Source organism: Bradyrhizobium sp. Gha (assembly GCF_900113735.1).
Classification (GTDB): domain Bacteria; phylum Pseudomonadota; class Alphaproteobacteria; order Rhizobiales; family Xanthobacteraceae; genus Bradyrhizobium.
The window spans coordinates 155,906-182,831 of sequence record NZ_FOQM01000001.1 but is presented as its reverse complement, the minus strand read 5'-3'; the positions used below and the strand labels follow the sequence as shown (position 1 = coordinate 182,831).

At 58.7% G+C, this 26,926-nt stretch carries 23 protein-coding genes; 13 read left to right on the top strand and 10 right to left on the bottom strand.

Going from position 1 to position 26,926, the window contains the following annotated elements; genetic code table 11:
- Window positions 1–18: 18 nt before the first annotated feature.
- Window positions 19–279: a pyocin activator PrtN family protein gene (locus BM222_RS00945; protein ID WP_092226361.1), complete on the bottom strand. Its 261-nt coding sequence runs from the start codon at window positions 277–279 to the stop codon at window positions 19–21.
- Window positions 280–1,100: 821 nt separating this feature from the next.
- Here BM222_RS00945 and BM222_RS43195 point away from each other — a divergent pair.
- Complete coding sequence (locus BM222_RS43195; RefSeq protein WP_092226360.1) at window positions 1,101–1,283, top strand: helix-turn-helix domain-containing protein; 183 nt, start codon at window positions 1,101–1,103, stop codon at window positions 1,281–1,283.
- 438 nt (window positions 1,284–1,721) lie between these two features.
- Here the strand turns inward: BM222_RS43195 and BM222_RS41815 are convergent, their stop codons facing one another.
- Both BM222_RS41815 and BM222_RS41810 read right to left on the bottom strand, forming a co-directional pair.
- On the bottom strand, window positions 1,722–2,633 hold the full coding sequence (locus BM222_RS41815) for a hypothetical protein (RefSeq protein ID WP_244546975.1): 912 nt from the start codon (window positions 2,631–2,633) through the stop codon (window positions 1,722–1,724).
- Window positions 2,634–2,648: 15 nt separating this feature from the next.
- Window positions 2,649–3,470, bottom strand: a complete 822-nt coding sequence (locus BM222_RS41810) for a DUF262 domain-containing protein (RefSeq protein ID WP_244546974.1) — start codon at window positions 3,468–3,470, stop codon at window positions 2,649–2,651.
- Between the two features lie 300 nt (window positions 3,471–3,770).
- On the opposite strand from BM222_RS41810, the gene BM222_RS00930 reads away from it, so the two are divergent.
- From BM222_RS00930 to BM222_RS39755, 6 genes are all read left to right on the top strand, one after another.
- Window positions 3,771–6,329: an SIR2 family protein gene (locus BM222_RS00930; protein ID WP_092226358.1), complete on the top strand. Its 2,559-nt coding sequence runs from the start codon at window positions 3,771–3,773 to the stop codon at window positions 6,327–6,329.
- Window positions 6,295–7,797 (top strand): argonaute/piwi family protein, encoded by a 1,503-nt coding sequence (locus tag BM222_RS00925; RefSeq protein ID WP_092226355.1) that lies wholly within the window; start codon window positions 6,295–6,297, stop codon window positions 7,795–7,797. Before BM222_RS00930 ends, BM222_RS00925 begins: the two co-directional genes overlap by 35 nt.
- Before the next feature lie 282 nt (window positions 7,798–8,079).
- Window positions 8,080–10,479: a DNA methyltransferase gene (locus BM222_RS00920; protein ID WP_210188482.1), complete on the top strand. Its 2,400-nt coding sequence runs from the start codon at window positions 8,080–8,082 to the stop codon at window positions 10,477–10,479.
- Window positions 10,427–10,978 carry a type IIL restriction-modification enzyme MmeI gene (locus BM222_RS41670; protein WP_210188481.1) on the top strand — a complete coding sequence of 184 codons (552 nt, stop codon included), beginning with the start codon at window positions 10,427–10,429 and terminating at the stop codon, window positions 10,976–10,978. Before BM222_RS00920 ends, BM222_RS41670 begins: the two co-directional genes overlap by 53 nt.
- A 58-nt stretch (window positions 10,979–11,036) precedes the next feature.
- Window positions 11,037–14,957 (top strand): PIN domain-containing protein, encoded by a 3,921-nt coding sequence (locus tag BM222_RS00915; RefSeq protein WP_092226352.1) that lies wholly within the window; start codon window positions 11,037–11,039, stop codon window positions 14,955–14,957.
- A gap of 74 nt (window positions 14,958–15,031) precedes the next feature.
- Window positions 15,032–15,820 carry a hypothetical protein gene (locus tag BM222_RS39755; RefSeq protein ID WP_143105882.1) on the top strand — a complete coding sequence of 263 codons (789 nt, stop codon included), beginning with the start codon at window positions 15,032–15,034 and terminating at the stop codon, window positions 15,818–15,820.
- A gap of 39 nt (window positions 15,821–15,859) precedes the next feature.
- Here the strand turns inward: BM222_RS39755 and BM222_RS00905 are convergent, their stop codons facing one another.
- The 4 genes from BM222_RS00905 to BM222_RS00890 form a co-directional block, all read right to left on the bottom strand.
- Window positions 15,860–16,093: a DUF6894 family protein gene (locus tag BM222_RS00905; RefSeq protein WP_092226350.1), complete on the bottom strand. Its 234-nt coding sequence runs from the start codon at window positions 16,091–16,093 to the stop codon at window positions 15,860–15,862.
- 500 nt (window positions 16,094–16,593) lie between these two features.
- Window positions 16,594–17,316 (bottom strand): SOS response-associated peptidase, encoded by a 723-nt coding sequence (locus BM222_RS00900; protein ID WP_092226348.1) that lies wholly within the window; start codon window positions 17,314–17,316, stop codon window positions 16,594–16,596.
- 3 nt (window positions 17,317–17,319) lie between these two features.
- Window positions 17,320–17,769 (bottom strand): hypothetical protein, encoded by a 450-nt coding sequence (locus BM222_RS00895; RefSeq protein ID WP_092226346.1) that lies wholly within the window; start codon window positions 17,767–17,769, stop codon window positions 17,320–17,322.
- 45 nt (window positions 17,770–17,814) lie between these two features.
- A complete protein-coding gene (locus BM222_RS00890; protein WP_177242936.1) occupies window positions 17,815–18,210 on the bottom strand; it encodes a hypothetical protein in 396 nt (131 codons plus the stop codon).
- 145 nt (window positions 18,211–18,355) lie between these two features.
- On the opposite strand from BM222_RS00890, the gene ku reads away from it, so the two are divergent.
- The 3 genes from ku to BM222_RS00870 all read left to right on the top strand — a co-directional run bounded on the left by ku (window position 18,356) and on the right by BM222_RS00870 (window position 20,539).
- Window positions 18,356–19,288 carry a non-homologous end joining protein Ku gene (gene ku / locus BM222_RS00885; RefSeq protein ID WP_092226344.1) on the top strand — a complete coding sequence of 311 codons (933 nt, stop codon included), beginning with the start codon at window positions 18,356–18,358 and terminating at the stop codon, window positions 19,286–19,288.
- A gap of 286 nt (window positions 19,289–19,574) precedes the next feature.
- A complete protein-coding gene (locus tag BM222_RS00875; protein WP_092226342.1) occupies window positions 19,575–20,078 on the top strand; it encodes an NUDIX hydrolase in 504 nt (167 codons plus the stop codon).
- Window positions 20,075–20,539 carry a metallophosphoesterase family protein gene (locus BM222_RS00870; RefSeq protein WP_092226340.1) on the top strand — a complete coding sequence of 155 codons (465 nt, stop codon included), beginning with the start codon at window positions 20,075–20,077 and terminating at the stop codon, window positions 20,537–20,539. Before BM222_RS00875 ends, BM222_RS00870 begins: the two co-directional genes overlap by 4 nt.
- Window positions 20,540–20,617: 78 nt before the next feature.
- On the opposite strand, the gene ligD is transcribed toward BM222_RS00870, so the two are convergent.
- The gene (gene ligD / locus BM222_RS00865) at window positions 20,618–21,565 is read right to left on the bottom strand and encodes a non-homologous end-joining DNA ligase (RefSeq protein ID WP_092226338.1); all 948 of its coding nucleotides are present in this window, start codon (window positions 21,563–21,565) and stop codon (window positions 20,618–20,620) included.
- Between the two features lie 244 nt (window positions 21,566–21,809).
- Here ligD and BM222_RS00860 point away from each other — a divergent pair, with 244 nt between their 5' ends.
- Window positions 21,810–21,998 carry a DUF3606 domain-containing protein gene (locus BM222_RS00860; protein WP_092226336.1) on the top strand — a complete coding sequence of 63 codons (189 nt, stop codon included), beginning with the start codon at window positions 21,810–21,812 and terminating at the stop codon, window positions 21,996–21,998.
- Between the two features lie 20 nt (window positions 21,999–22,018).
- On the opposite strand, the gene BM222_RS00855 is transcribed toward BM222_RS00860, so the two are convergent.
- Window positions 22,019–22,297: a hypothetical protein gene (locus BM222_RS00855; RefSeq protein WP_092226334.1), complete on the bottom strand. Its 279-nt coding sequence runs from the start codon at window positions 22,295–22,297 to the stop codon at window positions 22,019–22,021.
- A 269-nt stretch (window positions 22,298–22,566) separates the two neighbouring features.
- The gene (locus BM222_RS40795; RefSeq protein ID WP_177242935.1) at window positions 22,567–22,821 is read right to left on the bottom strand and encodes a hypothetical protein; all 255 of its coding nucleotides are present in this window, start codon (window positions 22,819–22,821) and stop codon (window positions 22,567–22,569) included.
- Between the two features lie 759 nt (window positions 22,822–23,580).
- On the opposite strand from BM222_RS40795, the gene BM222_RS00850 reads away from it, so the two are divergent.
- Together BM222_RS00850 and BM222_RS40790 are read left to right on the top strand one after the other, a co-directional pair.
- Window positions 23,581–24,543 (top strand): ArdC family protein, encoded by a 963-nt coding sequence (locus BM222_RS00850; protein WP_092226332.1) that lies wholly within the window; start codon window positions 23,581–23,583, stop codon window positions 24,541–24,543.
- A gap of 96 nt (window positions 24,544–24,639) precedes the next feature.
- On the top strand, window positions 24,640–26,757 hold the full coding sequence (locus BM222_RS40790) for a ParB/RepB/Spo0J family partition protein (RefSeq protein ID WP_092226330.1): 2,118 nt from the start codon (window positions 24,640–24,642) through the stop codon (window positions 26,755–26,757).
- Window positions 26,758–26,926: the final 169 nt, after the last annotated feature.

Below are 26,926 nucleotides of genomic sequence, written 5' to 3'. Positions count from 1 at the left end.
GGGGGAGGCGGTGGACCGCTAGGCCGTCAAGGCTGCCATTTCCTTTCTGGCGGCCTCGACTCTCGCATCAAGGTATTTGGCCAGATCCAGAAGGTGGATGCCCTTAGCGCATTTCTGACTTGCTTCCATACGCACCAGCGGGATTGCTATTTCACCTGCGCTGATCTTCTGCACAAGCTTGGTAGGATTGAGGTGTGAGAAGTAATCCCGACACACGTCTTCAATCGGGATGATGGCCCTACCTCCGTACTGCGCCATCAGAAGGAATGCAGTGTTCATTGGGCCAGCTCTCAATCGCTCGTTGTTCGATCTAGCTTGAGAGCTTCCGGCTTGTGAGATCCGTTTCCGTCGTCGGCGGAATTTGGCTTGCCTAGCGTAGTAAAAGGAGCGCTCGGCGCGTGCGGCTCTCTGCAAAAGGAAGGGCCGTACATGACGCGACTATCTTCTTCGAGTTCGAACCTGAAAGCACACCGTTATGAGTGGCGGGATAGCGATTGGCTTCGTTGATTTTTCTGACTTTTTGTTTGAATCTGATCGCGTTCCTAGCGCTTCGGGTGGGTCGTTTCTGGTGGGAAACTGGTGCATTAACGCCCGCTCATGCAGACGAGCCGGGGCCTGACACCCGTAAGGTCTCCCCCTCACGATGATCATCAAGTGGTTCGACTTTTCCCTCTCAAGGCTGAAACAGGGGTTCGATTCCCCTAGGGAGCGCCAGCAAATTCAGGCACTTAGTTAGCCATCAACCGCGTTCGTTGAATAATGGTTGAATAAGACGCCGGTGAACAGCGGCGAACGCTTGCGGAATTTGCTCCCGATATTGGCAGACCAGCCTCGGCGCGATACCTCACTGTGTCCGGCGCAGTCGCGAAAATTCCTCGTCGCACTTGGCTATCCAGAAATACTCAAACCGTCGCTGACGTGCGCTGTCGTACGCCAGCGCCCTCGGACGTGCGCATTGACGTTACTCCTCGCGCAGCCAACTCTCGCATCAAGCTTTGTGCAAATAGGAGGGCGATGTGAGATACAATCGACGTGAGAAACCTGGCGGGCAACAGTCACAAGTCAGTCTATCCACTCCGAAAGCCGCAGAACCGCGCACCATGCCATTCGCCCAGCGGCTCACTTGCACGGTTGACGATGCGTGCGAAGCGACCGGCTTGGGACGCACGAAGCTTTACGAGTTGATAGGAGCTGGGGATATCATTACGACAACGATCGGACGTCGGCGACTAGTGGTGGTGCACTCACTTATGGCGCTCCTTGACACCAACATGTCGAATTAGCGCGACTTAAGGGAGCAACCCACCTTCAACGCGCTCTTCCTCAGGCACTCATTTTGATGACACGATTGTCCTCCGTCATATAGCCAATGAGTGATAGGTGTCGGGCTTGTCCTTGCGCCAGCTGTTGGTGCTCGGCTCGACCGCGGCCCCGAATTCGGTCTTAAACCGCTTTAGGAAGCTGCCCAGGCGGGGCGCTTATTCTTGATGCCCTCGATACGGAAGTCATCCGCGCGCACCGGCGCAACTCTCGACTTGGATTGTGAATATGTGGACGTTCGGTAGGCTGAACCATTGGCCACCAGAGCGGCGGCCCCTTCGCTTAGGTGCTCGGGACATTGAATGCCAAGATCGTCAAAAATACCTCGCTCCCCCTACGACACTGGACGTCTACATTGCGGCGCCCAGTCTCCTCGAAACCGTTAGCAAAAGAATTATCATCTAAGCGCCACCTGCCTTTTTGGCGATAAAGTCATTCATACATTTTGCAAGGGCGGCTCGCCGCGCTTTCAAGAAGACCCTGTAATTTTCGAGCTTGAGAAGCTCCGGGTCGTTCGGCACGAGCTGCGCATCAAGCGACTCCTGCCCCTGTTTTGCAACGATGCTTGGAAGATAGGCCGTTGGTTCCTTGTTACTTAAGCGACGATTGGTCTGGCCCGTGATGAAAGCCATGTTGGCAATCTCATTGATTTCGCCTGTCTCGTATCGCCGATCTTTGAGAAGAGATTTTGGGAAAATGTGATGCCACTGGATGAAGTGCAATTTGCCTTGGTGCGTCAGGGAAAGGCCGAGGCCGCTGAACCAATCCTTCGCGCCGGCATCCTTGAGCGCGAGATAGGCCAGCGAGAAGAGCGGACTGTTCACGCCGCGTGCGGCCAAGTCGTCGGGCTCAATATGGAGCCGTCCAAATTGCCGCTTCACGGGATCAATCAGAGCCGCGATTTCGCCGGTGCGGAAGATGATCGCCAGGTCTTCATTCAAAAGCGTTTCGGTCGAGCCGCGCGAATACCGGCCACGGGTATTCGCCGTAAGAAGCCAGTAAAGCAATGCACGGCTCTCTTCTTTCGTGAGCTTGTTGTCTTTGTCGCGACTCACAGCGGCGAGGGCGATCACGAACATCGGAGAAGAAAGCAGGCTCTCGTCTTCGATACCGGCATTGGTCCGCAGGAAATTGATAGCGAAGCGTAACCCTTCTTTCGCGTCTTCCCATCCCTCCTTCAGGCGCGCAACGGGTGTCGCTCCGACGACGCGGAAGAGGCCCTGCTTTGTGGCGAACACCACAATGGCGCGAACGAGAAGACCGAGATCCAGAGTGAATCCATTGTCCTCGCATTCGTCCTGGAACTCTTCCAATTCTTGCAGAAGATTTTACCACCGCGATGTCATCTGCGCCAAGGCTAGGTCCGAAGATCGCAGCTTCGCGCCCAGAGAATTCACGCGGACGAATATCTCGGTCACTTCCTCGTAGCTCATTCCTCGTTCGAGAACATGGACCACGTAGGAATAGCTCTTGACCTGTCTCAAGCGCGTCAGCCGATCGAGGTACTTCTGATAGCGCGGATCATCGAACCCCGTTATGCCCGCTTTTTGAAGGATGGCCGTGTCACTGGACTTGAAGATCTCGCTGACCGGCACCCAGTTTGGCATCGCCAGAAGCGCGCGGCTTGCGACGACGAAGGTGCGGCGGCTTAGCCGCTCGGCAAGGCCCTTATCATCTCCGCCGCCATCCTCGTCCGCGTTGTCATCCCCATTCCCGTCCTCTGCGACCTCGTCATCGGCCGAAAGGAGTGACTCTTGGTCGCTATCGACCTCCAGCGCCTCGCTTGGCGGTCCGTCGGGATGGTCGAGATTGAAGAGGATGTCGATGGGTCTTTTGCGGTGTTTGACCGTGACCGGCTCGCCGTTGATAACCGCCGTGAGGGAGGTAAGCCGCTGCTGCCCATCAAGGAGCAGTTTGCGTCCCGCGAAGGCTGTTGTGTCCTGTGCAATGGCGAAGTCGCGCGTCGGAATGGGCTCGTCCGTTTCCCACATCAGAATGGAGCCGCTGGGATATCCACGATACAGCGAATCCAGCAGATCGCGAACGCGCGTTCCCTTCCAGACGTAGTGGCGTTGAATCTCAGGAAGCCTGAGCTCGCCCCGCTTGTACATGTCGACGAGCGCGCTGATCGGAACGTTTTGTTGCTGCATGAAGCCCCCACGGTTGGTGATGAAGCTACCGCAGGTTGACGCGTCAGGCTATTTGCTCGGACGATGGTCGTTAGGTTGCGCGAAGGGACACGTTATTGCGGATGGTTGTGCAGGGGATTAGGCGGGCAGCAGTTCGGTCTGAATGGGGCGGCTCGCTGTTGAGATATCAATGATCCGGGCCAAAGTTAAGTAAAATCAATTACTTGATTGCGATTGTTGATCGGGGGCGGGCTCGAATGACTTGGGGACTACCAAAGTTCGTACTTGTTATGTTCGCGAGAATCCGCAATCTTGAAGGGCATGCCCCACACCGCCAGCATCACCCGCCTTTGCTCGCTGTTGAAACCTGACAATGATGCGCGCCCGACGTTTCTCTTCGGTGCCGGCGCGTCGTTCTCTTCCGGCATCCCTTTGGCAGCCGAATGCGTGAAGCGGCTGGCAAAACAAGCCTATGCCGATTTCGTGCTCGGCGGCAAAACCCATCCGGATCAGATCAAGCCTTCGGAATGGACAACTTGGCTCCAGGGTCAGCGTTGGTATATTCCTGGCGAGAACAATCTGGCGGAGAACTTCCCGCTGGTTGTCGAACATCTTTTGAAGCCCGAGGCATATCGGCGCCGCTCGCTTCTTGATTTGATGGCGCTTCGTCAGGATGTGGGTGACGGATATCGGGCCGTGGCCGAACTAGTTCTGCGCGGCCTTGCCGGGACGATCCTCAGCACCAATTTCGACGTTTGCCTTCCCAAGGCGCTCAACGATAAGCAGCCACACATCCGGCACGTTGCCGAAGTGAACCGCGGCCCGCAAGATTTCAACGAGTTTGGTCTTTTTGCCAAGGCGCAAATCGTATGGCTGCACGGCAAGGCGGAGCAGTACACCGACCGAAACCTTATCAGCGAAACCCAAAAGCTCGATCCGGAGCTTATTCAGCGATTGGCTCCACTTCTTGAAGCCACGCCTCTGATCGTCGTGGGCTATCGCGGCGCTGAGCCTTCGATCATGCAATCGTTGCTCGGCGAAGAGGCCGGAATCAAGTTTCGGAACGGCGTGTACTGGTGTTCAAGGCCAGGCGAAAAGCCTCATCCTCAGGTCGACGCGCTCGCGCGGCGCCTAGACGGGAACTTTCAGCATCTCGAAATTGAAAGCTTCGATGCTTTGTTTCGCGATCTCAACCATGAACTCGCGGGCGTTCAGCGCTTCGCGGCCGCTCCCTCGTCGGACGATCTCAAGCAATTCGACGACCAAACGGTGTTCGAGGCAAGCCTGGCGGATGTTGACGTTGATCTCGCCCTGACCACGCTCAAGCGCTACAGCGCAAAGCTGGAACGTGGCGACATCGGCTCCCAGCAGCTAAAGCCGTTGATGCGTGAGCTGGGCTTGCTCGTGAATGACAACGGCATTGAGCGCCCGACAGTTGGCTGCATCCTCTTGTTCGGTCGTGATCCGGGACGCTTCTTTCCTCACAGCATCATCGCGGGGACCGTCAACGAGAAGAAGCGGAAATTGTTTGGCGGCAACCTTATCCAGCAACACAAGGCCGTGCTGGACTGGTTTGAAGAGGAAAAAATCAATCCGCAAATCAAGGTCAAGGGACGCCGGCAGCACGAGAGCCGTTCTGTCTATCCGGAGCGGGCCTTGGTCGAGCTGCTCGTGAACATGATCGTGCATCGCGATTATTCGGTGCAGCAACCCTCCAGCATCAATGTGGTACCACAACATGGGGTCCGTTTTGCGAACCCCGGCGCGCCGTCCGCCGTTGCCTCGCGCCGTCTGGCGCTTGGCCCGGACGGCGCGTTTGAGCCGGTCCCGCAATTTAGCGACCTCCGGAATCGTACCCTGTGCGACGTGTTTTTCGGTATTAGCGCGATGGAACGCGCCGGCACCGGGTTGACCGATACGCGCGAGCTCGCCGAGGGATTGGGCGGAGCCGCCACCTTCGCGTATCCACCGGGCATGGACAGCTTTACGGCTGAACTTTTCCGGCTGAGACCTTCCGCCGGGTCTGACATGGTCGCGCGCGACAACCGGCCGGTGGGCACCTATGTGCTCAATCTGCTGCCATTCGCGTCCATTCCCAACGGCATGACGCACATCGAGGTCACCACCAACCGTTGGGACGAGCTGCGCGAAAAGGTGCCGCTCAGCGATGCGGGGGAAGTTATTTTTGAATGGCGGACGGGCGACCTCTGGTCCTTTGCTCCCGACGTTCTCGTGAACACCTTGTTCGCCCCTGTTGCGAAAGGGCGCGCCAGGACCATCTCGGTTGAAGAAATCGAGAAGAGTCCAATTCTGCAAGCGAAGTTTTCGTGGCTGTGCCGCCTGCATTTCGAAGCTTATCTCAAGCGCTTTGAGCCGCGGGGATTGATCATCGAGAAGGACAAGAAGGGCCATCCGGCGAGACGCGCTTATTTCACGGCGCTCAAGGGCAACAACCGGCCGATCTTCTACGATACGCCGCTTCGCAAGAATATCCGCCGTGATGTCGTCAAGCGGCGCGGCGAAGACCAGAAAGCATGGTTCGAATGTGAAGGCTTCGGCTACGAGGTCGTCCGGCAGGCGGATATTTGGGGCATCCGGATCAAGCCATTCTACATGTTCGCCAAGCGCGATGGCGCGTCACCGTTGCCAGGTTATATGCGTACCAGCAAGGCCACGCGCCGAATAAAGTTCGACCGTAACGCAAACGTGGAGAGCGATCTCACATTCTGGGGGCGTTTTCTTGCAGAGGGTGGCCCTACCATCAACATTGGCAACGGGTACGTCGGCGATCTCTTGCTTGAGGGAAGCTTTGTAAGCGTAGACGTTCAGGAAGGAGGTTTGATCGATGGCTCTTCCGCTGAAGATCGACGTACTGCCTGAACCCGAACTCGAGTTCGCCAACGCCGCGCGAGACATTGATCCGCGCCGGGCGCTCGCAAAGCACGGGCCCATTGATGACCGGGGTCTCCGGACGATCAAACTCGGGCTTGTGGGATTGCCGGAGGACATCGAGGCTGCGAAAGGCTGGCTTAACCGGTTGGCCCAGTTCGCTCCGGCTTCCGAAGGGAATTCGAACCGCTTCCGCGACTGGCCGGGGCTGGAGAAGGCTCTGCACTGTCGTTTCATCACGGATGCTGCCTGGATCAGACCTATTGAGCCCGGACACTACAATGCTCTGTTCAAGGATGCGCTGACCGGCAAGACATTCGGCGAGCTGGTCGAACTCTTCGATGGCCGCATCAGCAGCCTTTACGGGGACGATGCTCCGGACTGCATCCTTGTCTGCATCAAGCCAGAACTTGGGGATTTGCGGGTCGCGAACCCGGGACTGTCTCCGGAGGAACGAAAGGCCCTCGAAGTTCTCCGCGCTGAGGAAGAGAGCGACCAGCTTGCATTGTTCCAGCCTTCGCCCGAGGAGCTAAAGCAGGCGGAAGCGCTCTTCACGATGGCAGATGATTTGCTCTTCAGAACCTTCTATCGCGCCCTCAAGGCGCGAACGATGACGCATGACGAAGCTGTGCCCATTCAGGTCCTGCGGCGTGACACCATCGATCGTCCGGACGACAAGGGACAGAGCTTTGCGACGCGCTTCTGGAACATGGCCACATCGACCTACTACAAGGCGAAAGGCGTGCCTTGGCGACCCACCGACTTGCCCAAGAACGTTTGCTTCGTCGGCATCTCCTTCCATCACATGAAGAAGCGGAGCGGGCATCTCGTCTATGCGAGCGTTGCCCAAGCGTATTCAACGGATGTCCAGCCATTTGCGTTGAAGGGCGCGAGCATCGATCACGAGCAACGCCGCGACCGTCAGCCTTATCTCAATGAGGGCCAAGCCAAGAGCCTGCTCGACGACGTCCTCCATCAATATGCCGAACGCGCGGGGGTCGCGCCGGACCGCATTGTCATCCACAAGACTTCCAGCTACCAGCCCGAGGAACTAAAAGGTTTCGCGGCCGCAGCGAAAGACAAGGTTGCGTCGCTCGATTATGTTTGGTTGAGGGCGACGTCCTTTCGGATGGTCAGGAAAGGCTTGGAAGAGCCGTGGCGCGGGACGCTGTGTCGGCTAAAGGACCACTCCTACTTTTTCACTGGCGGTTACATTCCGTGGTGGAACGAGTATCCTGGAATGCACATTCCGGCACCGCTTGAGATCGGCAGCGCCTTTCCGACAGATATGAAACTAAGGTCGAAGGAAATCCTCACGCTTACAAAAATGAACTGGAATTCGAGCGACGGCATTTCCCGGTTGCCGATCACGCTCCTATTCGCGCGGCGCGTAGGCGAGCTGATGAGTGAACTATCAGATAACGCGACGCCGAAGGCGTCGTACCGCTTCTATATCTAGCTCAGGAGGACGCGCCGTCGCATGGGCCAATTCCAGATTTAGGCCTTGTCCAACTGGGAAAGTAACCATTTCTCTCGCGCCCGTCCGCAACAAACCAAGATTGCCGGTCTCGCGAACGAATCCGGTTCATGAATAAGAAGACGCCGACTAGCTCGCTTATCTCATGGCCGAGCTGAACCTCCCGGTTCGTCGCTGACAACCACAAGACGAATTGATACGTTGGCCGGAGGCCGGCAAGGAGTATCCGTTAAATCAAGCCGACTTTCTTGCCGGGGGCGAAGTGTGTCTAAAATTGTTGAAGGTCTTACTGCGTTCGTCGACTATGCCAAGCAGCTTGCAGGCGATGAAAAGGGCGAAGCTCAAGTCTTTTGTGACCGGCTTTTCCAAGCCTTTGGACACGCCGGTTACAAGGAGGCAGGTGCCACACTAGAGTTTCGGATAAAGAAGAACTCTAGCAAGGGTACGCAGTTCGCGGATTTGATGTGGAAACCTCGTCTCCTTTTGGAGATGAAGAAGGCCGGAGAGAAGCTCCACCTCCACTATGGCCAAGCGTTTGACTACTGGCTGAATGCCGTACCGAACCGACCGCGCTATGTCGTGCTCTGCAATTTCAAAGAGTTCTGGATCTACGATTTCGACAAGCAGCTTGACGAGCCGGTCGACGTCGTAAGTCTGGAGGACCTTCCCAAGCGGTACACCGCTTTCAATTTTCTTTTCCCCGACGAGCGGAAACCACTTTTCAACAACGACCGCGAAGCCGTTTCACGCAAGGCGGCCGACGCTATGGCCGAACTTTTCAAGAAGCTAACGCATCGCACGTCCAACGCGGTTCCACGCGTTCAGGCACAGAGGTTTGTTCTCCAGACCGTCATCGCCATGTTCGCTGAAGACATCGACCTGCTTCCCTCAGGAACAGTCAAAGGCATTGTCGATGATTGCATTGAGCACAAGCAGAGCTCTTATGACCTTTTTGGTGCGCTCTTTCATCAAATGAACAGCCCCACGCCGGCCACAGGGGGACGCTTCAAGGGAGTTCGCTATTTCAACGGCGGCTTGTTCTCTAAGGTTGACCCAATCGAACTAACCAAGACCGAACTCGACCTGATCGGCGGAGACGACGGTGCGGCCGTGAAGGATTGGTCAAAGGTCAATCCGGCGATATTTGGTTCACTTTTCCAGCAGAGCATGGATGCCGAAGAACGGCATGCGTTGGGCGCGCACTTCACGTCTGAAGCCGATATTCAGCGCATCGTTGGCCCGACCATTGTGCGCCCTTGGCGTGATCGCATCGATCAGGCCAAAACCGCTAAAGAGCTTTTCGACCTCCGCCGCGAATTGATGAATTTTCGCATTCTCGACCCGGCTTGCGGTAGCGGCAACTTTCTCTACGTGTCCTTCAGGGAGCTGGCGCGCCTCGATTTGCGTATCCTGACACGCGCTGAAAGCATGCTCACTCCCAAAGAGTTTGCAAATCGAGCGAAACCGATCAGTGCCGTTAGCCCGTTACAGTTTTTCGGTCTGGATATCGACACCTTCGGCGTAGAGCTAGCCAAAGTGTCATTGATGATGGCAAAGAAGCTAGCGCTTGACGAGGCGATCGCGACGCTCTCGCATGACCAAACAGAATTTGCCTTCATCGCTGAAGATGCACTGCCTCTAGATAATCTGGATGACAACGTGCGTCGCGATGATGCGCTTTTTTGCGACTGGCCAAAGGTTGAGGCCATCATCGGAAATCCCCCCTTCCAATCGAAGAACAAAATGATCGATGAGTTTGGCCGCGCTTATGTGAACAAGGTTAGGAGCGCATTTCCGGAGGTGCCGGGGCGTGCAGATTATTGTGTCTATTGGCTCCGCAAGACGCACGACGAGCTGGCGCCAAGTCAGCGCGCCGGCCTAGTCGGGACCAACACTATAAGACAAAATTACAGCCGCATCGGTGGGCTCGACTATATTGTGCGAAACGGTGGGATGATCACGGAGGCCGTCAGCAGTCAGGTATGGTCTGGCGATGCGGTTGTTCACGTTTCTATCGTGAACTGGTTGAAAGGCGAGCAAGCCGGGTCGAAGAGACTTTTCCGCCAAAACGGCGACCAGTTGGAAAGTCCTTGGGAAGTCCGAGAAGTTGAACTGATCAACTCAGCTCTTTCTTATGGAATTGATCTCAAGGATGCCGCCGCGCTACATGCGAACGCCAAGTCCGACGCGTGCTACCAAGGACAGACGCATGGGCACGATGGCTTCTTGTTGAGCGCGAATGAGGCCAAGCTCCTGCTCGCAAGCGATCAATCGCTATCGGGCGTGCTTTTCCCTTTCTTGATTACCGATGATCTTATTGGGACTGTGACCGGAAAGCCATCTCGCTATGTCATAGATTTCGGCCGCCGCTCACTTCTTGAGGCGCAGGAATACAAGGGTTTATTCAAGCGCATCGAAAACCGGGTCCTGCCGGACAGAACTGCTGCAGCCCTGAAGGAGAAGGAACAGAACGAAGAGGCGCTAAAAGACAATCCTAATAATTGCGAAGGATCATACGCTGGCATTGGAGAAATGGTGGCTTCTTTTTCGCGCACGCGAAAAGATGTTGGGCGCGATAGCCAAGCTCCCCCGCTACATTGCGTGTGGCCGCGTGACCAAACGTCCCATCTTCGAGTTTATCGACCCGGCCATCCATCCAAATGACTCTTTATCGGTGTTTCCGTTGGCCGACGATTATTCGTTCGGCATTTTGCAATCGGGAATCCACTGGCAGTGGTTCATCGAACGTTGTTCTACGATGAAAGCCGATTGGCGCTACACGTCTAATACCGTGTTCGACAGCTTCCCGTGGCCGCAAAATCCAGCGGAAAAGAATGTTGCGTCGGTCGCGGAAGCGTCCCGCGCTCTTCGGACGCTTCGATCGGAGCTGCTTAAAAAGCATAATTTGTGCCTCAGGGATCTGTACCGCACGATCGAGAAGCCTGGCGCGCATCCGATGAAGGATGCTCAAGCAAAATTGGATGACGCAGTGCGCGCCGCCTACGGGATTCCAAAGGAAGGTGACGCCATCCAGTTTCTATTTAATCTGAACCAACAGCTAGCTCAATCCGAAGCAAATGGGCAGGCCGTGCGGGGGCCGGGCTTACCGGATTCCATCGCCAAGCCGGAGAGGTTCATTTCTACGGACGCTGTGAGATTGTGAGCGAGTTGGAGAGGTTAGAAGCGCGGGCGTTTTTGCCGGCGGCATTGCGGTTTTCTTTATGACTGACCATACATCCGTATCGATATCTCCGCCAAGCGACTGGCAGGCCTTTGAACGAAATTCGAGGCTGCTCTTTCAGCTAACGCTCAATGATCCGGCCGTACAGAACAACGGCACATCCGGTCAGCGTCAGCATGGCGTCGACATCTTTGGAAGGCGGGGTGGCGGTGCCGGCCCCCTCGTCGGCATTCAGTGCAAAGGCAAAAATGGCGACTATGGGAAGAAGGTAACCGAAAAGGAGCTGCGGGACGAAGTCGAAAAGACCAATAAGTTCGTCCCGTCTCTTGACGAGTTTATTCTGATAACAACGGTACAGACCGACGCGACGATTCAGCGGCTAGCACGCCTGTTGGAGGCTGAACTTCGCAGTAAGGGGCGGGCACTTTCTATACAAGTCTGGGGTTGGGATCGCGTACAGCAGGAGATCAACCTCTTCCCGCAAGCGATCGAGATATTCCATCCCGACGCCACTCCATTCACCGGTAAGATACTTGATGCCAACCGGGAAACACAGCGGCTCGTTCAGCAAACAGGTGACGCGACCCTCGGGTCACTTGCAGGCATCGAAGCGCAGCTCGCAAGCATCAAAGCTCTGCTTCCCTCCATAGCTGCCGACAATTCCAGCAGCAGCGATGCGCTTGATAGGGAGTTTAATAGCCAGATTGACGGCTACCGAGACGATTTACTGCGCGCCGACAAGCCACGGACAGCACTTGGCCTGCTAGTGAGGATGAAAGATCGGGTTTGGGCAACAGCATCCCAGCACATCCGTTATCGGCTTCTCGCCAACATCGGCGCTGCTCACTACAACCTTGGGGAATACGATGAAGCGGCAGACTGGCTGCTCCAAGCTGGCGACCTCAATCCGACTGATCCGGGCAGCCTATCAAACAAGATCGCGGCGCTGATTATTAAGGGGCGCAAGGCTGAAGCTCACGCGCTAGCGGTCTTTGCCATTTCTGAACATCGAGATCACCCGGAGACTGGTCAGCAGCGGCTGCAAGCTCTTGCAGAAAGTGAGGATGTTGAAACGGTCTGGGGTTCACTATCTGAGAAGGCCAGAAACAGCCCGCAAGCCTACGCCATCCGTATTGGCCTCTTACGAGAAGCTGGGAATGACCGGTGGCTCCATGCAGTTTCAGAGGCACTAAAGGCATTTCCCGACGATGAGGGCGTGAGGATTCTAGATGCCGAAGCCGTCGTTCAGTCCTTCCAGAAGACTGACCCAGGGGCGGTCGGCAGACAATCCGCTGGATCGCCGTCGCAGGACAAATTGAGGGCCGCGGCAGAAACGCTCGAGGCGGCTTACCGCGCTTCCGTAGGGAAAGAAGCGCCTGCCAAGGCTGTTTGTGCGCACAATGCTGCGCTGGCGTGGAGCCTCTTGGGAGAAGTCAAGAGAGCGGCGGAGTTGCTCGACGCCGCAGCGGCGGGCGGGCTCGATGGCAACGAAACGCGTCACAACCGGATAATGCTGTATCGGCGCAACGGTCAGCTCGAGGAAGCGCGCCAGCTTGCCGAGAGGCTCGACGATAGCCCGATGAGCAGGATTATTCGTGCCGATCTTTGCGCCGAAGCGGACCCGGACACCGCGCGCGCGATCCTGTCGGATCGCGCGGCCTTCGTCCGCATCAACGATATCGTACCCGCAGCACTGGTGGTGATCGAAACATTCTTGAAGCAAGGGCGCTTCCAAGAAGCAGAGGATGAGGCTCGCCGGCTCCAAGCGGTCTTACCAGAGCATCCCGAAGGGTCACTTGCTCTGTTTCGCGTGCGTCAAGCCCGAGGCGACCAGGATGCCCAAGCATCGCTCGACGAGGCACTGGCATTAGTCGATGACGAGACGGAGTTTCCGACGCGGTTTCTTGTGGCAGAAGCGCTGGCTTCATCTCAGCGCTTTGACGACGTGGCAGAGCTTTTATCGAGTACGACATCGACGCAGATCGACTCCCCTGCGCTTCGTACGCTCATAGCCGCAGCCATCAATTCGGACCGTCGAGTTTTAGCGCGCAGGGTTCTCGATGAGCTTCCTCCAGCAATCAGCCAGCTCTCTTTCTATCGAAAAGCGCGTATTGGACTGGAAAGTCGCTCAGGTAATATCCCGATCGCCGAGAAGCTTATTCGGGCCTTCCTTGCATCGGAGCCCGATAATCTTGAACTGCATCTTCTACTTCTCGCCGCGCTATTCAGGCAGAACAAGCTTAACGAGTTGAAGGTTGAGACTGCCAAACCTTGGTCCACGTTCAAGGGGGCGCCGGAAGATTTTATGAAGCTAGCGCAGTTCATGGATGATTTTGCCGACTGGCATGATGCCCATGCGCTGGCCTACCGAACACTTCTCGATAACCCTGCGCGCCAGATGGTCGCTATGGGCTATGTGGGCCTATTCCTGCGGCCGGGGCACTCGCGCGGTCTGGAAGTCAGCCCCGCGAGTATCACCCTCAATATGGCCGTAGCCCTTGAGCTGGAGGACGGTACCAAACCCGTCTTCGTCATTGAGCCAGATCCAAAGCTTCGGCCGACTCCTCAGTACATTGCAGCGGACCACAAGGTAGCCAGTCTACTTATCGGAAAGGGCAAAGGCGATGAAGTGGTCATGCCGGACTCGTCGCGCGGCAAGATCATTTCGATCAAGCCCAAGCAGCTCCACACCTTGCACGATATTCTCGAAAACTTCGGCAATCGATTTCCTGAAACGCGCGGCCTCCAAAGGGTCATGGTCGATTTTGGCAAGGATGGTGGGCTTGAGCCCATGCTGTCCAAAGTCCGTGACCGGCATGACGCCATCGACGAGGTCAACAAACTCTACGAAGCAGGCACAATGCCGCTCGCCCTTGCGGGCCGAGCGCTCGGCTGCGATCCTATCGAAACTCTCGTCGGTATCGCGGACTCGGGAATCCGCATACGCTCATGTGATGGCACACATTTAGAGCGGGCGATAGCGTTCGCCGCGATCAACAACAACGCCGGCCGTGGCTGTGTGACAGATTTGGCCACGCTTCACATCATTAGGCGCCTCGGCTTGGAAAAGGCGGTAATCGGCGTATGCGGAGCGATCGGAATCGTTGCGCAAACGGCCTTGCATTATCAGCGCCGTATTCACGAGCTTCGCGAGCGTCTTTCCGAGACGGATATGTCTGTTTCGTATCGCGACGGTCAATATTATCGCACCGACATTACGTCTGAGGAGAAGCGACAAGCTCTCGAAGTGGCGGAGTCCGATCGTGCTTGGATCGAGGAAAATGCCACGATGCTACCTGCGGAGGGAGCGACCGACTTATCGCCGAATTGGCGGCCGCTTATTGCTGAGTTTGGCGCCGGGTTCCTGGACGATCTGCGAGCTGCGCAAGGCAGTGGCCGATTACTGCTTTGCGAAGATCAGCTACTTCGCCAACTCGCGCAGCTCGATTTTCAGGTGCCGGGGACGTGGCTCCAGCCTGTTTTGATGCGTGCGTTAAGTTTGAAGATCATCACGGAAGACGAATACCGCACGGCTATCGTCCAGCTTATCGATTCAGGCCTTGAGTTTATTTCGATCAGTCAAGAACTCCTGGCTTCGTCTCTGAATGGTTGTAATGACCTCTCGCTGCCAAGCGGGTTTACCAAGTTAGCCTCCCGTATCGGTGGCAAGAAGGCAGACCTTACCTCGCATGCTCAGGTTGCCCTCGGTGCCAGTATTCGGATTTGGCGTGACGACAGTCTCCCTTGGACCTTAAGGCAAGCTGCTCTGGGTCATCTTCTCGAACGACTCATCGCTGAACGATCTCCCGAGGATGCTGCGAGCGTCATGGCAACCTTCGTGCAAGGCGATCCGTGGCGTGGTACACACTCGTCGATTTCGAATTACGTGGCCGATTGGCTGCATGGGCACTTCCTCTTCTCGGTCGTGACGCCGCAACCACGATCGCGGCGGAGATCTTAGGACTACGGCCGCGGCAATTGCGAGCGTAAGCCAAGACAGTTTTGGAAAACGGCCGATTTCAGCGCTTTTCGAGCTTGGAACTCTTGCGGCCCCCCTCGTACACTCCGCCTTTTTGGAGGTCACCCGTGGCACGTAAGAACAGGGTCTCGGAAGCCATCTACCGGCATCACATCAGGCTTTTCCGCTTTTTGAACGATGCGTGGATTTTCACGACGCTTATGCGCCCCTTGCTCAAGGAAAAGGGGGATGCGCTCATCGGCAGCAAGTCAAAAGCGAAAAAGGAGTATCCGGTCCCGAAGAAAGACCGGACAGTGAGCAGCAGGCGGCGCGATGAGGACGTTGGAGCGCTGTTCCTGGCGCAGCACGGCCGCGGAATCTACGACACCAACATCATATCCATCATCTCGCGCGTCGAAGCATTCATACAGGATTGCATGTTCGAGGCCGTCAAACAGTATCCAGAAAAGCTCGCCATCATCGGAGGGAAGTCAGGCATCCCGCTGGACCTCTACCTCAAGCACGAGGACCGCGACGATTTGCTGGAAGTGTTCATCGCCCTGCGCTGCCAGGATCTGATGTTCGGGAAGCCGTCGGAGTATCTCGCGAAAGCGGCAGAGGTGCTTTCGATCCAACTCAAGCCGGACGTCATCGCGACTTACGTCGAAATGAAGGCCTCGCGCGATTTGATCATCCACAACGGCGGCCGGATCAATCAGCTTTATCTCGACAAGGCGGGCCGCAAGGCGCGCGGCGAAATCGACGATGAGCTCGACATCGACGAGGACTATTTCGAGGAAGTCATCGTGAACGCCAAAGCGCTTTCAGGCACCATCCAGCGTGAGACGGAGAAGAAATACGGATGAAGAGAGCTTTGGAGATCCCTTAGCCCGATAGTTCGGGGGTCAGCTATTCAGTTTCGGGTAGAACGGGTGACGCGCGATCTCGTTGCCGGAGGCATCCACGACGGATACCTCGGCATCGCCATAGTGAAAATCATCCATGCTGATGTCACAGGCAACGCGCGCGCCGTAGTCATCGGCCTCGCGCGCTGACGCGAATTCCGTACCCTCGTCGTCGATCGATACGCGTTCCCCGTGCTCGCCATGCCGGATGTGAAAAAAATAGCGACTGGACATCTCTCGCCCTTCAAAAACTCGCGGCTGTGGCTGCCTGATACATCATGGACGCCGGTCAGTCACGCGTGGCGCCTCGGGGGAACCGACCTAGCTGTCCAGCCGCTTAAGATACCTCGCCGCGCCCAGGCGCATCAGGTCAAGAGCGTCCGTTGATCGCGGGGGATCGCGCCGGGTCATTCGATGGGACCAGTGTATCGGCTTCGACTCCCTCTCGGGACGTATCCACCATCGGATGATTTATCGGTAGTGACCGAACAGGAATATCGTGCCGCGCAGTCGTTATTTCAAAAGAGTCTACCAACCGGCCGAGGCTAGATCGGCCCGTTCCCAGCCTAATAGCGCTTGCGCGCTCGACGAGGCAGGGTTGCCAACAAAGTGGCGTGAGCTTTCACTCTATCCCCCAAGCGCGCCGAAAGCGTGGCTGCTTTCCGCTGCCCCGGAGGCCAGCAACGAGCATTGACACGCGTGGGATCGTTGCGGCTGAAGGCAATGCGGTGGCTTTACGCTGACCCAGCCGTATCTTCCTTGAGGCCGCGGGCGACGATCTGGAGCATTCCGTCGGCAAGCGGCCGCTGCAGCTTCAGAGCCTCGTCCGGAGGAGCCGTCATCCAGGTCTCGACCTCGTCCGGCGTCGTCAGGATCACGGGCATAGCCTTGGGGTGGATGGCGCCGACCTCGGTGTTCGGCTCCGTCGTGAGGAACGCGTAGAGGTCGTTGGTCGTCTCGCCTTCCTTGACCTTCCGGACGGACGTCCAGTTGGTCCAGATGCCGGCGAAGCAGGCGAGGGGACGGGTCTCATCGAGCCCGAACCAGATATCACCGCCCTCGGCCTTGTTGAATTCGCTGAAGGAATTGAATGGCACCACGCAACGGTTCTCGACGCCGAGCCAGCGCGCCCAGTGTTTGCTCTTCACATTGCGGATGTTGGTCGTGCCGCCGTCCGGCTCCAATCTGAGCAATTCCTTGAAATCGACCGTCTTGCCTTTGGCCTGAAGCTTCTCGGCTCGTTTCTTCGTGGCGTCCATCAGCGCTTTTGACGACGATGGCATTCCCCATCGCGCAGTAGTGAGTTCGCGGCCCTCGGCTCCGTTGCGCACGATCGGTGCCTTGTAGTCGGGAAAAACCCCCGGCATCGGCGCCAGATTTCCAACATATCGGTTCACCACACGAAACAGCGCGCTGATGGCAGCCTGGTTGGTCGTGATCGAATAAAGATTGCACATCGGTCAGGATTCGGTTCGAGGGTGGCGCGGCTGCCACGTCAACTGTAGCAGAGTCGCGGACGGACGCCGGCCCGCCTTGGCGCATTTGCGGCAGCGCAGCCGGCTGGCGAGATCGTGCACGAAGGTGGTCGGCGGATGCTTCATCGCCGCGAGGTCCACTTCGCTCGGCGTCTTACAGCGCGCGCACCTGATCTCAAGCCAGGGGAAGCCTCCATTCACGGCCTGATCGATGGTCGGCGACGGATCGATCGGTTCGCCATCACTCCACATCCGCTCGTTCCAGCTTTCGCAAAGCAACCTGTCGGCTTGCTGGATCATCGCCTCGCCCTTGGCCCGCATCTCCGCCGATTGGGTAGCCAGGATGTTAGCCATCGCGCGTGCCTTGCCGAGCTCTTTCGCCAGAGCCTTGCGATCGCCGCCCGACAGCGGCGTGGGGTGATACTTCGGGGCCATCCGGACATCCAGGCGCAAGAGATCGGATCGGCAAATCCAGAGTGACTACGGCGTCTCGAACGCTGGCCAGCACCCGTCTTCTTCATGCCTGCCGGTGCGCTGCTGACAGGTGTTGTCGAGCAATCGCTGCGCCACGTCCTTCCAGACTGCGTTCGCGCCATACAAGCGGACGGCATCGGCGGTCTGGATTTCCACGGTTCGCTCGCAGCGGCGGCAGGAGACACGGAGCACGTGGGCCTTAATTTCCGAGAGGCGTCGCTCTCGGGCATGGGTCCCGCTCGCGCCGGCGCGAGGATCTTTGAGCACCGATTCCCAATATTCGGCCGGGAGGGAGGCATCCGGACCCGTAGCGGACGGCGCTCGGCTGCGGTCGGCCTCGGCGGCTAGTTTTTCCATCTGCTTCGGGGTCGGCATGCGCCAGCTCGCTGGTCGGTCGGTCATGCCCGAATTAGAACATAACAAGAACAAATGTCGAGTCCGACCAGGCAGCTGCTGAGAAAAATCCTCCCTTGGCACGGACTGCGATGTCGGAACCAAGCGGGTTCGTTCGTCTTGAATCCGGTATCGGTATCGGAGTTCCCTCGGCATGGCCCCCCGCGCTAACTGGAAAGGCTTCTTGCGTCTTTCCCTCGTCACCTGTCCGGTCGCGCTCTATCCGGCCACCTCGGAATCCGAAAAGGTCTCATTCAACCAGCTCAACCGAAAGACCGGCCACCGCATCAAGTACGCCAAGGTGGACGCAGATACCGGCGAGGAGGTCGACAACGAGGATATCGTCAAGGGCTACAAGGTCGACACCGACACTTTCATCGAGGTGACGAAGGAGGAGCTCGAGAACGTCGCGCTGGAATCGACGCGAACCATCGAGATCGACGAGTTTGTCGACCGCAGCGAGATCGATCCGCGCTACCTGATCCGCCCCTACTACCTGACGCCGGATGGCAAAGTCGGGCACGATGCCTTCGCCGTTATCAGGGAAACCATCCGCGAGATGAACAAGGTCGCAATCGGCCGCGTGGTGCTGACCAATCGCGAGCACATCATCGCGCTAGAGCCTCTGGACAAGGGGCTGATGGGAACGCTGTTGCGCTACCCCTACGAAGTCCGTTCCGCGGATGAATATTTCGATGACATTCAGGACGTCAAAGTCACCAAGGACATGCTCGATCTCGCCAAGCACATCGTCAATCAGAAGGCGGGCCATTTCGAGCCGGACAAGTTCGAAGACCAGTACGAAACCGCGCTCATCGATCTCATCAATCAGAAGCGCGCCGGCAAACCCATCACCGCGAAAGCCCGTCCTCGAGGTGAGAACGTCGTGGATCTGATGGATGCGCTGCGTAAGAGCATCGGACGAGAGGGGGCGGCAGCGGCGGAGGCGCCGAAGAAGACAGCCAAGAAGCCGCGCAAGGCAGCCGCCGGGCAGAAGGAAATGCTGATGCCGATCGCAGGCAAGAAGCCGGCGAAGGAGACCGGGGCGAAGAAGCCGGCGGCCAAGCCGCAGCGGAAGTCGGCTTAGGTGTCGTGAAGCATCCGGTGACACCGGACGGCCATACTTCGTCTTTCGCGGCAGGCTCTGGCGAATGGCAAATCCCATCTCGACGAGGTCACGCAAGATCATCTTGTCGGCCGTCTAATGGCGCCCCGGCGGGTCGGTGCGCGCGCCAGGAAGGCGGCCGACCGCGAGGCCGAAGTAACGGTGCATAGGACCGTGGACGAGGCTAAGCAGGCGCTCGGTGAGCGCAGTCCGGTATGGTGGGACGACGGCTCGCCGGATCTCGATTGCTCTGCAAAATAGGAGCGATATGGCTGCAGTGAAAAAGACTTCCAGGAGATTGACCTCGAGCGCGGGCATTCTCGCATACCGCAAGGGCGCTCGTGGGCTCGAGGTTCTGCTCGTTCATCCCGGCGGTCCGTTTTGGCGTAAGAAGGATGATGGCGCCTGGTCCATCCCAAAGGGTGAAATCGATGCCAATGATGCTCCGGAGCATGTCGCTCGACGCGAGTTTGCCGAAGAGCTCGGCCCGAGCGCTTCGATTGGTCCACTCCAGCCGCTTGGGGAAGTCCGACAGCGAGGAGGCAAGCGCGTCATCGCATTCGCCGGCGAGGGCCACTTTGATCCGGTGGCGCTGATCAGTAATACATTCGATATCGAATGGCCGCCCCGAAGCGGTCGACGGCAGAGTTTTCCCGAAGTCGACCGGGCGGAATGGTTTGATATCGAGCTCGCGCGGACCAAGATGCTGTCCGCTCAGGTTGAGTTTCTCGATCGTCTTTTGGCAATCGTGGTTGAGAGCGCCGGTAAATGATCTTCAGGATTGGAATCATTTCGGACACACACGGCCTGTTGAGGCCCGAGGCGGAACGAGGCCTGACGGGCGTCGATCACATCATCCATGCCGGCGACATCGGGCGCCCCGAGATCGTCGACGCGCTTCGCCGGATCGCGCCCGTCACGGCCATTCGTGGAAACGTGGACAGTGGCGAGTGGGCCCGCGACTACCCCGACACGAACCTTGTGCGCTTGGCAGGAAAGTCGATCTACGTTCTGCACGACCTGAAGACGCTGAAGGTCGATCCCGGCGGCCGCATCGATGTCATTGTCTCGGGGCATTCCCACGTGCCGAAGATCGACACGGTGGGCGGCGTTCTGTATGTGAATCCCGGCAGCGCGGGACCCCGGCGTTTCAAGTTGCCGATCACGCTTGCGACGCTCGAACTCACACCTGACGGCATGCGACCGGAAATCCACGAGCTTGGAGGGGACTGAGTGTCACCGCGGAGGGAATTCACACCGGAGGAGGCGAGTGCCTCGATCCTTTTTGCCGGCTTTCGCCGAACGGAAGCTCTACTTGCGCCGACGTTCTCGCTCGCGCACGACCTCCTTCGCCCGCTTGTCGGACCTGAGTCCAAGGTAGACGGGCTGGCGCAGTTCGCCCTTACTCGTCCACTCCGCAAATTTGACCTCGGCGACCAACGAGGGCTTGACCCAGGTCGTGGAGGCCTCGTCCTTCACTTTGGCAGGGAAGGGTGATTTCGGGGTCGTCAGCTTCACGAGCTTGGCGTGGAGGTCTTCCAGGACCTTGTGGCTGAAGCCAGTGCCGACATGTCCGATATAGCGCCATGTGTCGTCTTCCCGCACGGCAAGGACCAGGGCGCCGAAAAACGGCCTGGTGCGCTTGGGCGCCGTGAAGCCCGCGATCACCACTTCCTGCCGCTTTGCTGTCTTGATCTTCAGCCAATCCGCCGTCCGGCTTCCGGACGCATACGCACTGTCGGCGCGCTTCGCCATGACGCCTTCCAGACCCTTCCGCTCGGCCTCGGCGAAGAATTTCGTGCCGTTCGCTTTGCGGTGATGGCTGAAGGCGATCAGCCGGTGACGCGGCAAGATCGCTTTCAGCCGCGCCTTGCGCTCGAGAAGAGGCTGTTTGCGCAAGTCAACTGGGTCCTGAAACATGAGATCGAAGGCGCAATACAGGAGCTTCGCTTCATGGCGCAGCGCGTTCTGAAGCAGCTGGAAATGGGAGACGCCGTCCTTTCCGATCGCAACGAGCTCGCCGTCGATCACAGCGTCGCCCTTCACGCTCTCCAGCGCCTTGGCGACCTCGATATAGCTGCGGCTGATGATCTTGCCGTTGCGGCTATAGAGCGAAACCTTGCCCCGCCGGATTTCCGCGATCATCCGGAAGCCATCGTATTTATCCTCGAAAACCCAGCCGGGGTCGTCGAACGGCGCGTCGGTGAGCGTAGCGAGCATTGGCTGCAGGCGCTTGGGCAGGGTCGACGTCCGGCTCATTCAAGGGCCATTTCTTCGGAGCGTGTTGCGTACTGCATGGACGGCACCTTATCGCTCGAGGTGGCCGTGGCTGGTGCGATGAAGCCGGGGAGAAGCGCCTTGACGCCGATAGCCGCTGGCATTTACGCGCGAAACGCCACTGAAGAACTCCACGTTACAGCCGATTCAAATTGGCACAGTTCGAATCGTTCCGGAACCTGCGAATCCTTGTCGCGTTGCTTCGATGTCACAACAGGAGGCACCGATGGCGGTAGCGAAGAAGAGCAAGACGGCGCGCGGACGAAAACAGGACCGGGCGCGGGTGGCTGGCGGGCAGGACTACGAAGTGCAGTACGAGGCAAAGAAGACCGGAAAGTCGGCGCAAGCGGTGAAAAAAGCCGTCAAGAAGGTCGGCAACACGCGCAAGCGCGTGGAGAAACGGCTAGGCCGCTGAGTCGGAGACGGCGTCGGGGCCTAGCGCCGGTCCTCCTCGTCAGGAGGGCATTCAGGGCAGGTATCACCAATCGAGTCCAGCACGTCGCGAACCGCGGCCTCCGCTGCTTCACGGGATACGCCTTCCGGCAGGTCTCGACGCGCGATATCGAAGGCCCGCTCTCGTGCATGCGGATCGGCGCGATCCTGCATCCAACCGTGCTCTTCGCACTCGCGGATGGCGCCGGCTTCGTTCAGCACGTGGATCGCCCAACCGCGCAGGGTGCGGATCGCCGGCCGTCTCTGCTTGGTCATCAGCATTGAAAGGTTCTCCCACGCTGAGACGAATCGCTTAGTCCCGCAGACGTTCCCCATCGTTAACACACGACTGGGATTCCGGCTCAGGTGGTTGCTCTTTGTCCGTTTGCGCGTGCGGCTGTCGCCGCACCGGGCTCTCGTGAACCGAGCCGCGCAGCGTCTCGGCGCGGCTTCGATCCCTCGCGCTAGAGCAGACCACGCCCCTCGCGGGGGCAGAAACGAAAAACCGGACCTTTATGCAGCAGCCACCTGCACAAAGGTCCGGCCTTATCTTAGGGTGCCGCGATACCGAACGGCTGCAAAGGATGCTTCATATCCTTTGGGAGGTCTCGCTTTTCATCCGGGTCGCGACCCGGAGGCGGCAATAAATCAGTAGCCGATACGACTACTTCTTTTTCTTTGAAGTCTTCTTTGCCACCTTCTTGGTAGCTGCCTTCGCGGTCTTCTTTGCCTTCTTCGCTTTCTTGGCCATGTCGTCCTCTGTAAAGAATTGGCTCAGTGAACATGCCCACGCCGTGCATAGACATGCGCACGCGTGAGACGATATCACAAAAGCAAAATTGATACCAAGGCGACGTGCATCCGTATTGAGTCGCTCGCCGGAGGCACTCGCTCTCGGGTCCCGCCGCATTGCATTCCGGCGTCGCTATCACTGCCCGAGCTCGGGTGCCTTTTTAACCGGTCTCGCGACTGCACTCGGTCCCGGGTCCCGCCGCTACGCGTCGGCGCTATGCTGACCCTCCTGCGGGTGCCTCTTTCGCCGCGTCCGCGATGGTCTTCGCTTTCGCTCCGCCCACAGGCCTCTCTTCCACAATTGTGAGACTCCTGTGAAAATGCCCGGCGGTTCTCGCATCATTGCCTGCATCACGTTCGCTCAGGTTTTGGCGCGTGCGGCCAGGGCCGCACCGGGCTCTCGTGAACCGAGCCGCGCAGCGTCTCGGCCTTGCGGCTTCGATCCCTCGCGCTAGAGCTTTGGTGCTCCTCGCCGGGGGCACTCGGGAAAGGGGCTCGCCTGCGGCGATCGCTATCACTGCCCCGTTCCCGGGTGCCACTATTGAACCGGTCTCGTCGCTGCACTCGGACCCGCGTGCCCCTTCGGGTCGCTATGCTCACGCTCTCCGGGTGCCATTTTCCGTTGAGGCGATGCGCCCTTGGGCGCACGCCTGATCGGGCCTGGGCCCCAGGTAGATGGCGCTAGAGGCTGAGAGTAAGAGTGCAGGCTGGTTTTTCCGTGACGGGTTACAAGCTGCGAGAGAGGCTCGCGGTGCCCGTCGCGGAGACCCGCGATGTCATTCTCTACTGCTTGCGCGCGCGCCGGCCAGGACCGGGCGAACCTCTATAACGAAATCACCGACAAGATCATTGCCGAGCTTGAGGCCGGGCGCGTCCCCTGGGTTCAGCCCTGGGGTACGGCCGCGGCGAAAGCGCCGCTGGCCATGCCGAAAAATGCGTCAACCAATCGGCAATACAGTGGCGTGAATATCCTCATTCTCTGGGGAGCCGTGATCGAACACGGATTCACCGGGCAAAGCTGGCTTACATTTCGCCAGGCGCTCTCGCTTGGCGGCCACGTTCGCAAGGGAGAGCGCGGCACCACTGTTGTCTACGCGGATCGTTTCGTGCCGAATGACGAAAAGCGGCGCGCCGCCGAGACTGGCGAAGACGCGCAGGCAATTCCATTCCTCAAACGATTTACCGTTTTCAACACCGACCAGTGCGAACAACTGCCCGACGGCATTGCCGCCGCTGCGCCGCCACCGCCGCCTGGCCTGATCGAACCCACGGTCGACGCCCTGATCAAGGCGAGCCGCATTCCGTTTCGGATCGGTGGAGATCGCGCATTCTATGCAACAGCCGAAGACTATGTTCAGGTCCCGCCGCCGCAGGCCTATTTCGAACCCATCAACTGGCACCGCACGGCGTTGCATGAACTCGGTCATGCGACCGGGCATCCCTCGCGCCTCAATCGCGACCACAGCGGATCCTACGGTACGAAGAAATATGCCTTCGAAGAACTGGTCGCCGAGTTGAGTTCCGCGTTCAGCTGCGCCTCGCTCGGGATCGTCCCGACGGTGCGCCATGCCGACTATATCGGCTCCTGGCTTGAAGTCCTGCGCGAAGACGCCAGGGCCATCGTGCGTGCCGCCTCGCAGGCGAGCAAGGCGGCGGACTATTTGCTCGGCTTCATACCCGAGTCAGTTGAGCCCGCGTCGCTGGATTCGGTTGTCGCCGATCACGAGGCGGCGTGACGGTTGGCCCGTGCGAGAGTGAGAGGAGGGGAGGCTATTCGCGACGGGTTGGAGGCCGAGAGAGAGTCTCACGGCCGCCCGTCGTGGAGAGCCAAAATGACGAAAGCCGTACAAAAGATCACGCTGTCGCCTTCCCGGGACATCCCTTTCAACAAGCTCGTGCTCAGTCAGTCGAACGTTCGCCGCGTCAAGGCCGGTGTCTCGATCGAGCAGCTAGCCGAGAGCATCGCGCAGCGTACGCTTCTGCAGAGTCTGAGTGTCCGCGCCATCGTTGATGCAGATGGCAACGAGACCGGCATGTTCGAGGTGCCGGCGGGCGGCAGGCGCTATCGCGCTCTCGAGCTCCTGGTGAAACAGAAGCGGATGTCGAAGGCGCAGGCGGTGCCGTGCGTCGTTCGCGAAGGGGGCATCGCCGAGGACGATTCGGTGGCGGAGAACGATGAGCGGGTCGGCCTGCATCCGCTTGACCAGTTTCGGGCCTTCCAGATCCTCCGTGATCTCGGCATGAGCGAGGATGACATTGCCGCCCGGCACTTCGTGAACCCTGCGATCGTCAAGCAGCGGCTGCGGCTGGCGTCGGTCTCGCCGAAATTGCACGAGGTCTATGCCGAAGATGGCATGACGCTCGAGCAGCTCATGGCGTTCTCAGTCACTACCGATCACGCTCGCCAGGAGCAAGTCTGGGAGAACGTCAGCCGTTCCGGTTATGACGAGCCATACCAGATCCGCCGCATGCTAACCGAGAACACCGTGCGCGGGTCCGATCGTCGGGCCCAATTTGTCGGCCTCGATGCCTATCAGCACGCGGGTGGCGGCGTTCTGCGGGATCTATTCGAGCGCGACGACGGCGGTTGGCTCCAGGACGTCGTGTTGCTCGACCGCCTCGTAACCGAAAAGCTCAAAACAGAAGCTGAGACGATTGCGGCCGAAGGCTGGAAGTGGATCTCAGTCGCCGTAGAGTTCCCCTACGGTCACACTCAAGGCCTACGAGAAATCGAAGGCAAGCCTGTCGATCTCTCGCCTGAGGAGCAGGCCACCATCGATGCCCTGAACGCCGAGCAAGCCAAGCTTGAAACCGAATATCAGGATGCCGACGAGCTGCCCGACGAGATCGATCAGCGTCTCGGCGAAATCGAGGCGGCACTGGCGGCATTCGAAGACCGGCCAATGCTCTACGATCCGACGGAGATCGCCCGAGCAGGTGTCTTCATCAGCATCGATTCCGAAGGACGCCTCGCCGTGGATCGGGGTTACGTCCGGCCAGAGGACGAGGTGCAGGCAAGTGATCCTGATGTCGGGCAGGACGCCGACGTGTCGTCGAGCGAAAGTCAAGAGGAGGGCCCTTCCGTCCAGCGCACGGTCATCGCGGTCGCAGGTAGTGCTCCCGATGCCGAGGATGATGATGAAGACGCGGCCAAGCCTCTGCCGGATCGGCTGATCACCGAGCTGACGGCGCATCGGACGCTGGCATTGCGCGATGCGCTGGCAGAAAATCCCGCGGTCGCGTTCCAGGCGGTGCTGCACAATTTCGTGCTGACGGCCTTCTATCGGTTCGCGTCATCCGGGAGCTGTCTTGAGATCAGCCTTCGCACGCCGAACTTTCCAGCTCAAGCTCCGGGGCTGAGAGAAAGCGTCTCAGCCAAGGCTGTCGAGGCGCGGCATGAGGCCTGGAAGGTGCGGTTGCCGAAGAGCGAGAACGATCTTTGGGATGCGCTGACGGCTCTCGATGGCGGTGCACAGGCATTGCTGTTCGCCCACTGCGCGTCATTTGCAGTCAATGCCGTCTATGAGCCGGCCAATCGCTACAATCAGGCTCGCGTCTCAGCCCACGGCGTCCGCGCGCGTCTCGACCAAGCCGATGTGCTGGCGCGCGCGGTCGGGCTCGACATGGTTCAGGCAGGGTGGAAGCCCTCCGTCGACAACTATCTCGGCCGTGTCACCAAGCCGCGCATTCTGGAGGCGGTGCGGGAAGCCAAGGGCGAGTCGTCGGCTCAACTGATCGACCATCTGAAGAAGGCCGACATGGCCAAGGAGGCAGAGCGTCTTCTGGATGGCTCGGGCTGGTTGCCGGAGCCGCTGCGACTCGTCGATCTGGATGCGGCGCCAGTGCGGCAGGGGGGCGAAGCGGGCTCGCTGCCCGAATTCCTTGCCGACGACGAGGATCGGGAGAGCGCCGGCGACGACGATCCGCAAGAGCTCGACGCGGCTGAATGATAGGAGAGAGCAGGATGGCCGCGGCCGTCCGGCAGTCGTTTGGGGACCGGCGCTGAGCACCGGTCCCTTTTTATTGGCGGCGGCCGAGAGGGAGAGACAGGCCGGGAGGGGTTTGAATCGCCGTGGTCTTAAGGAGAGCGCCGGGCGGTTCGTCCCTTACTGTTCTCCT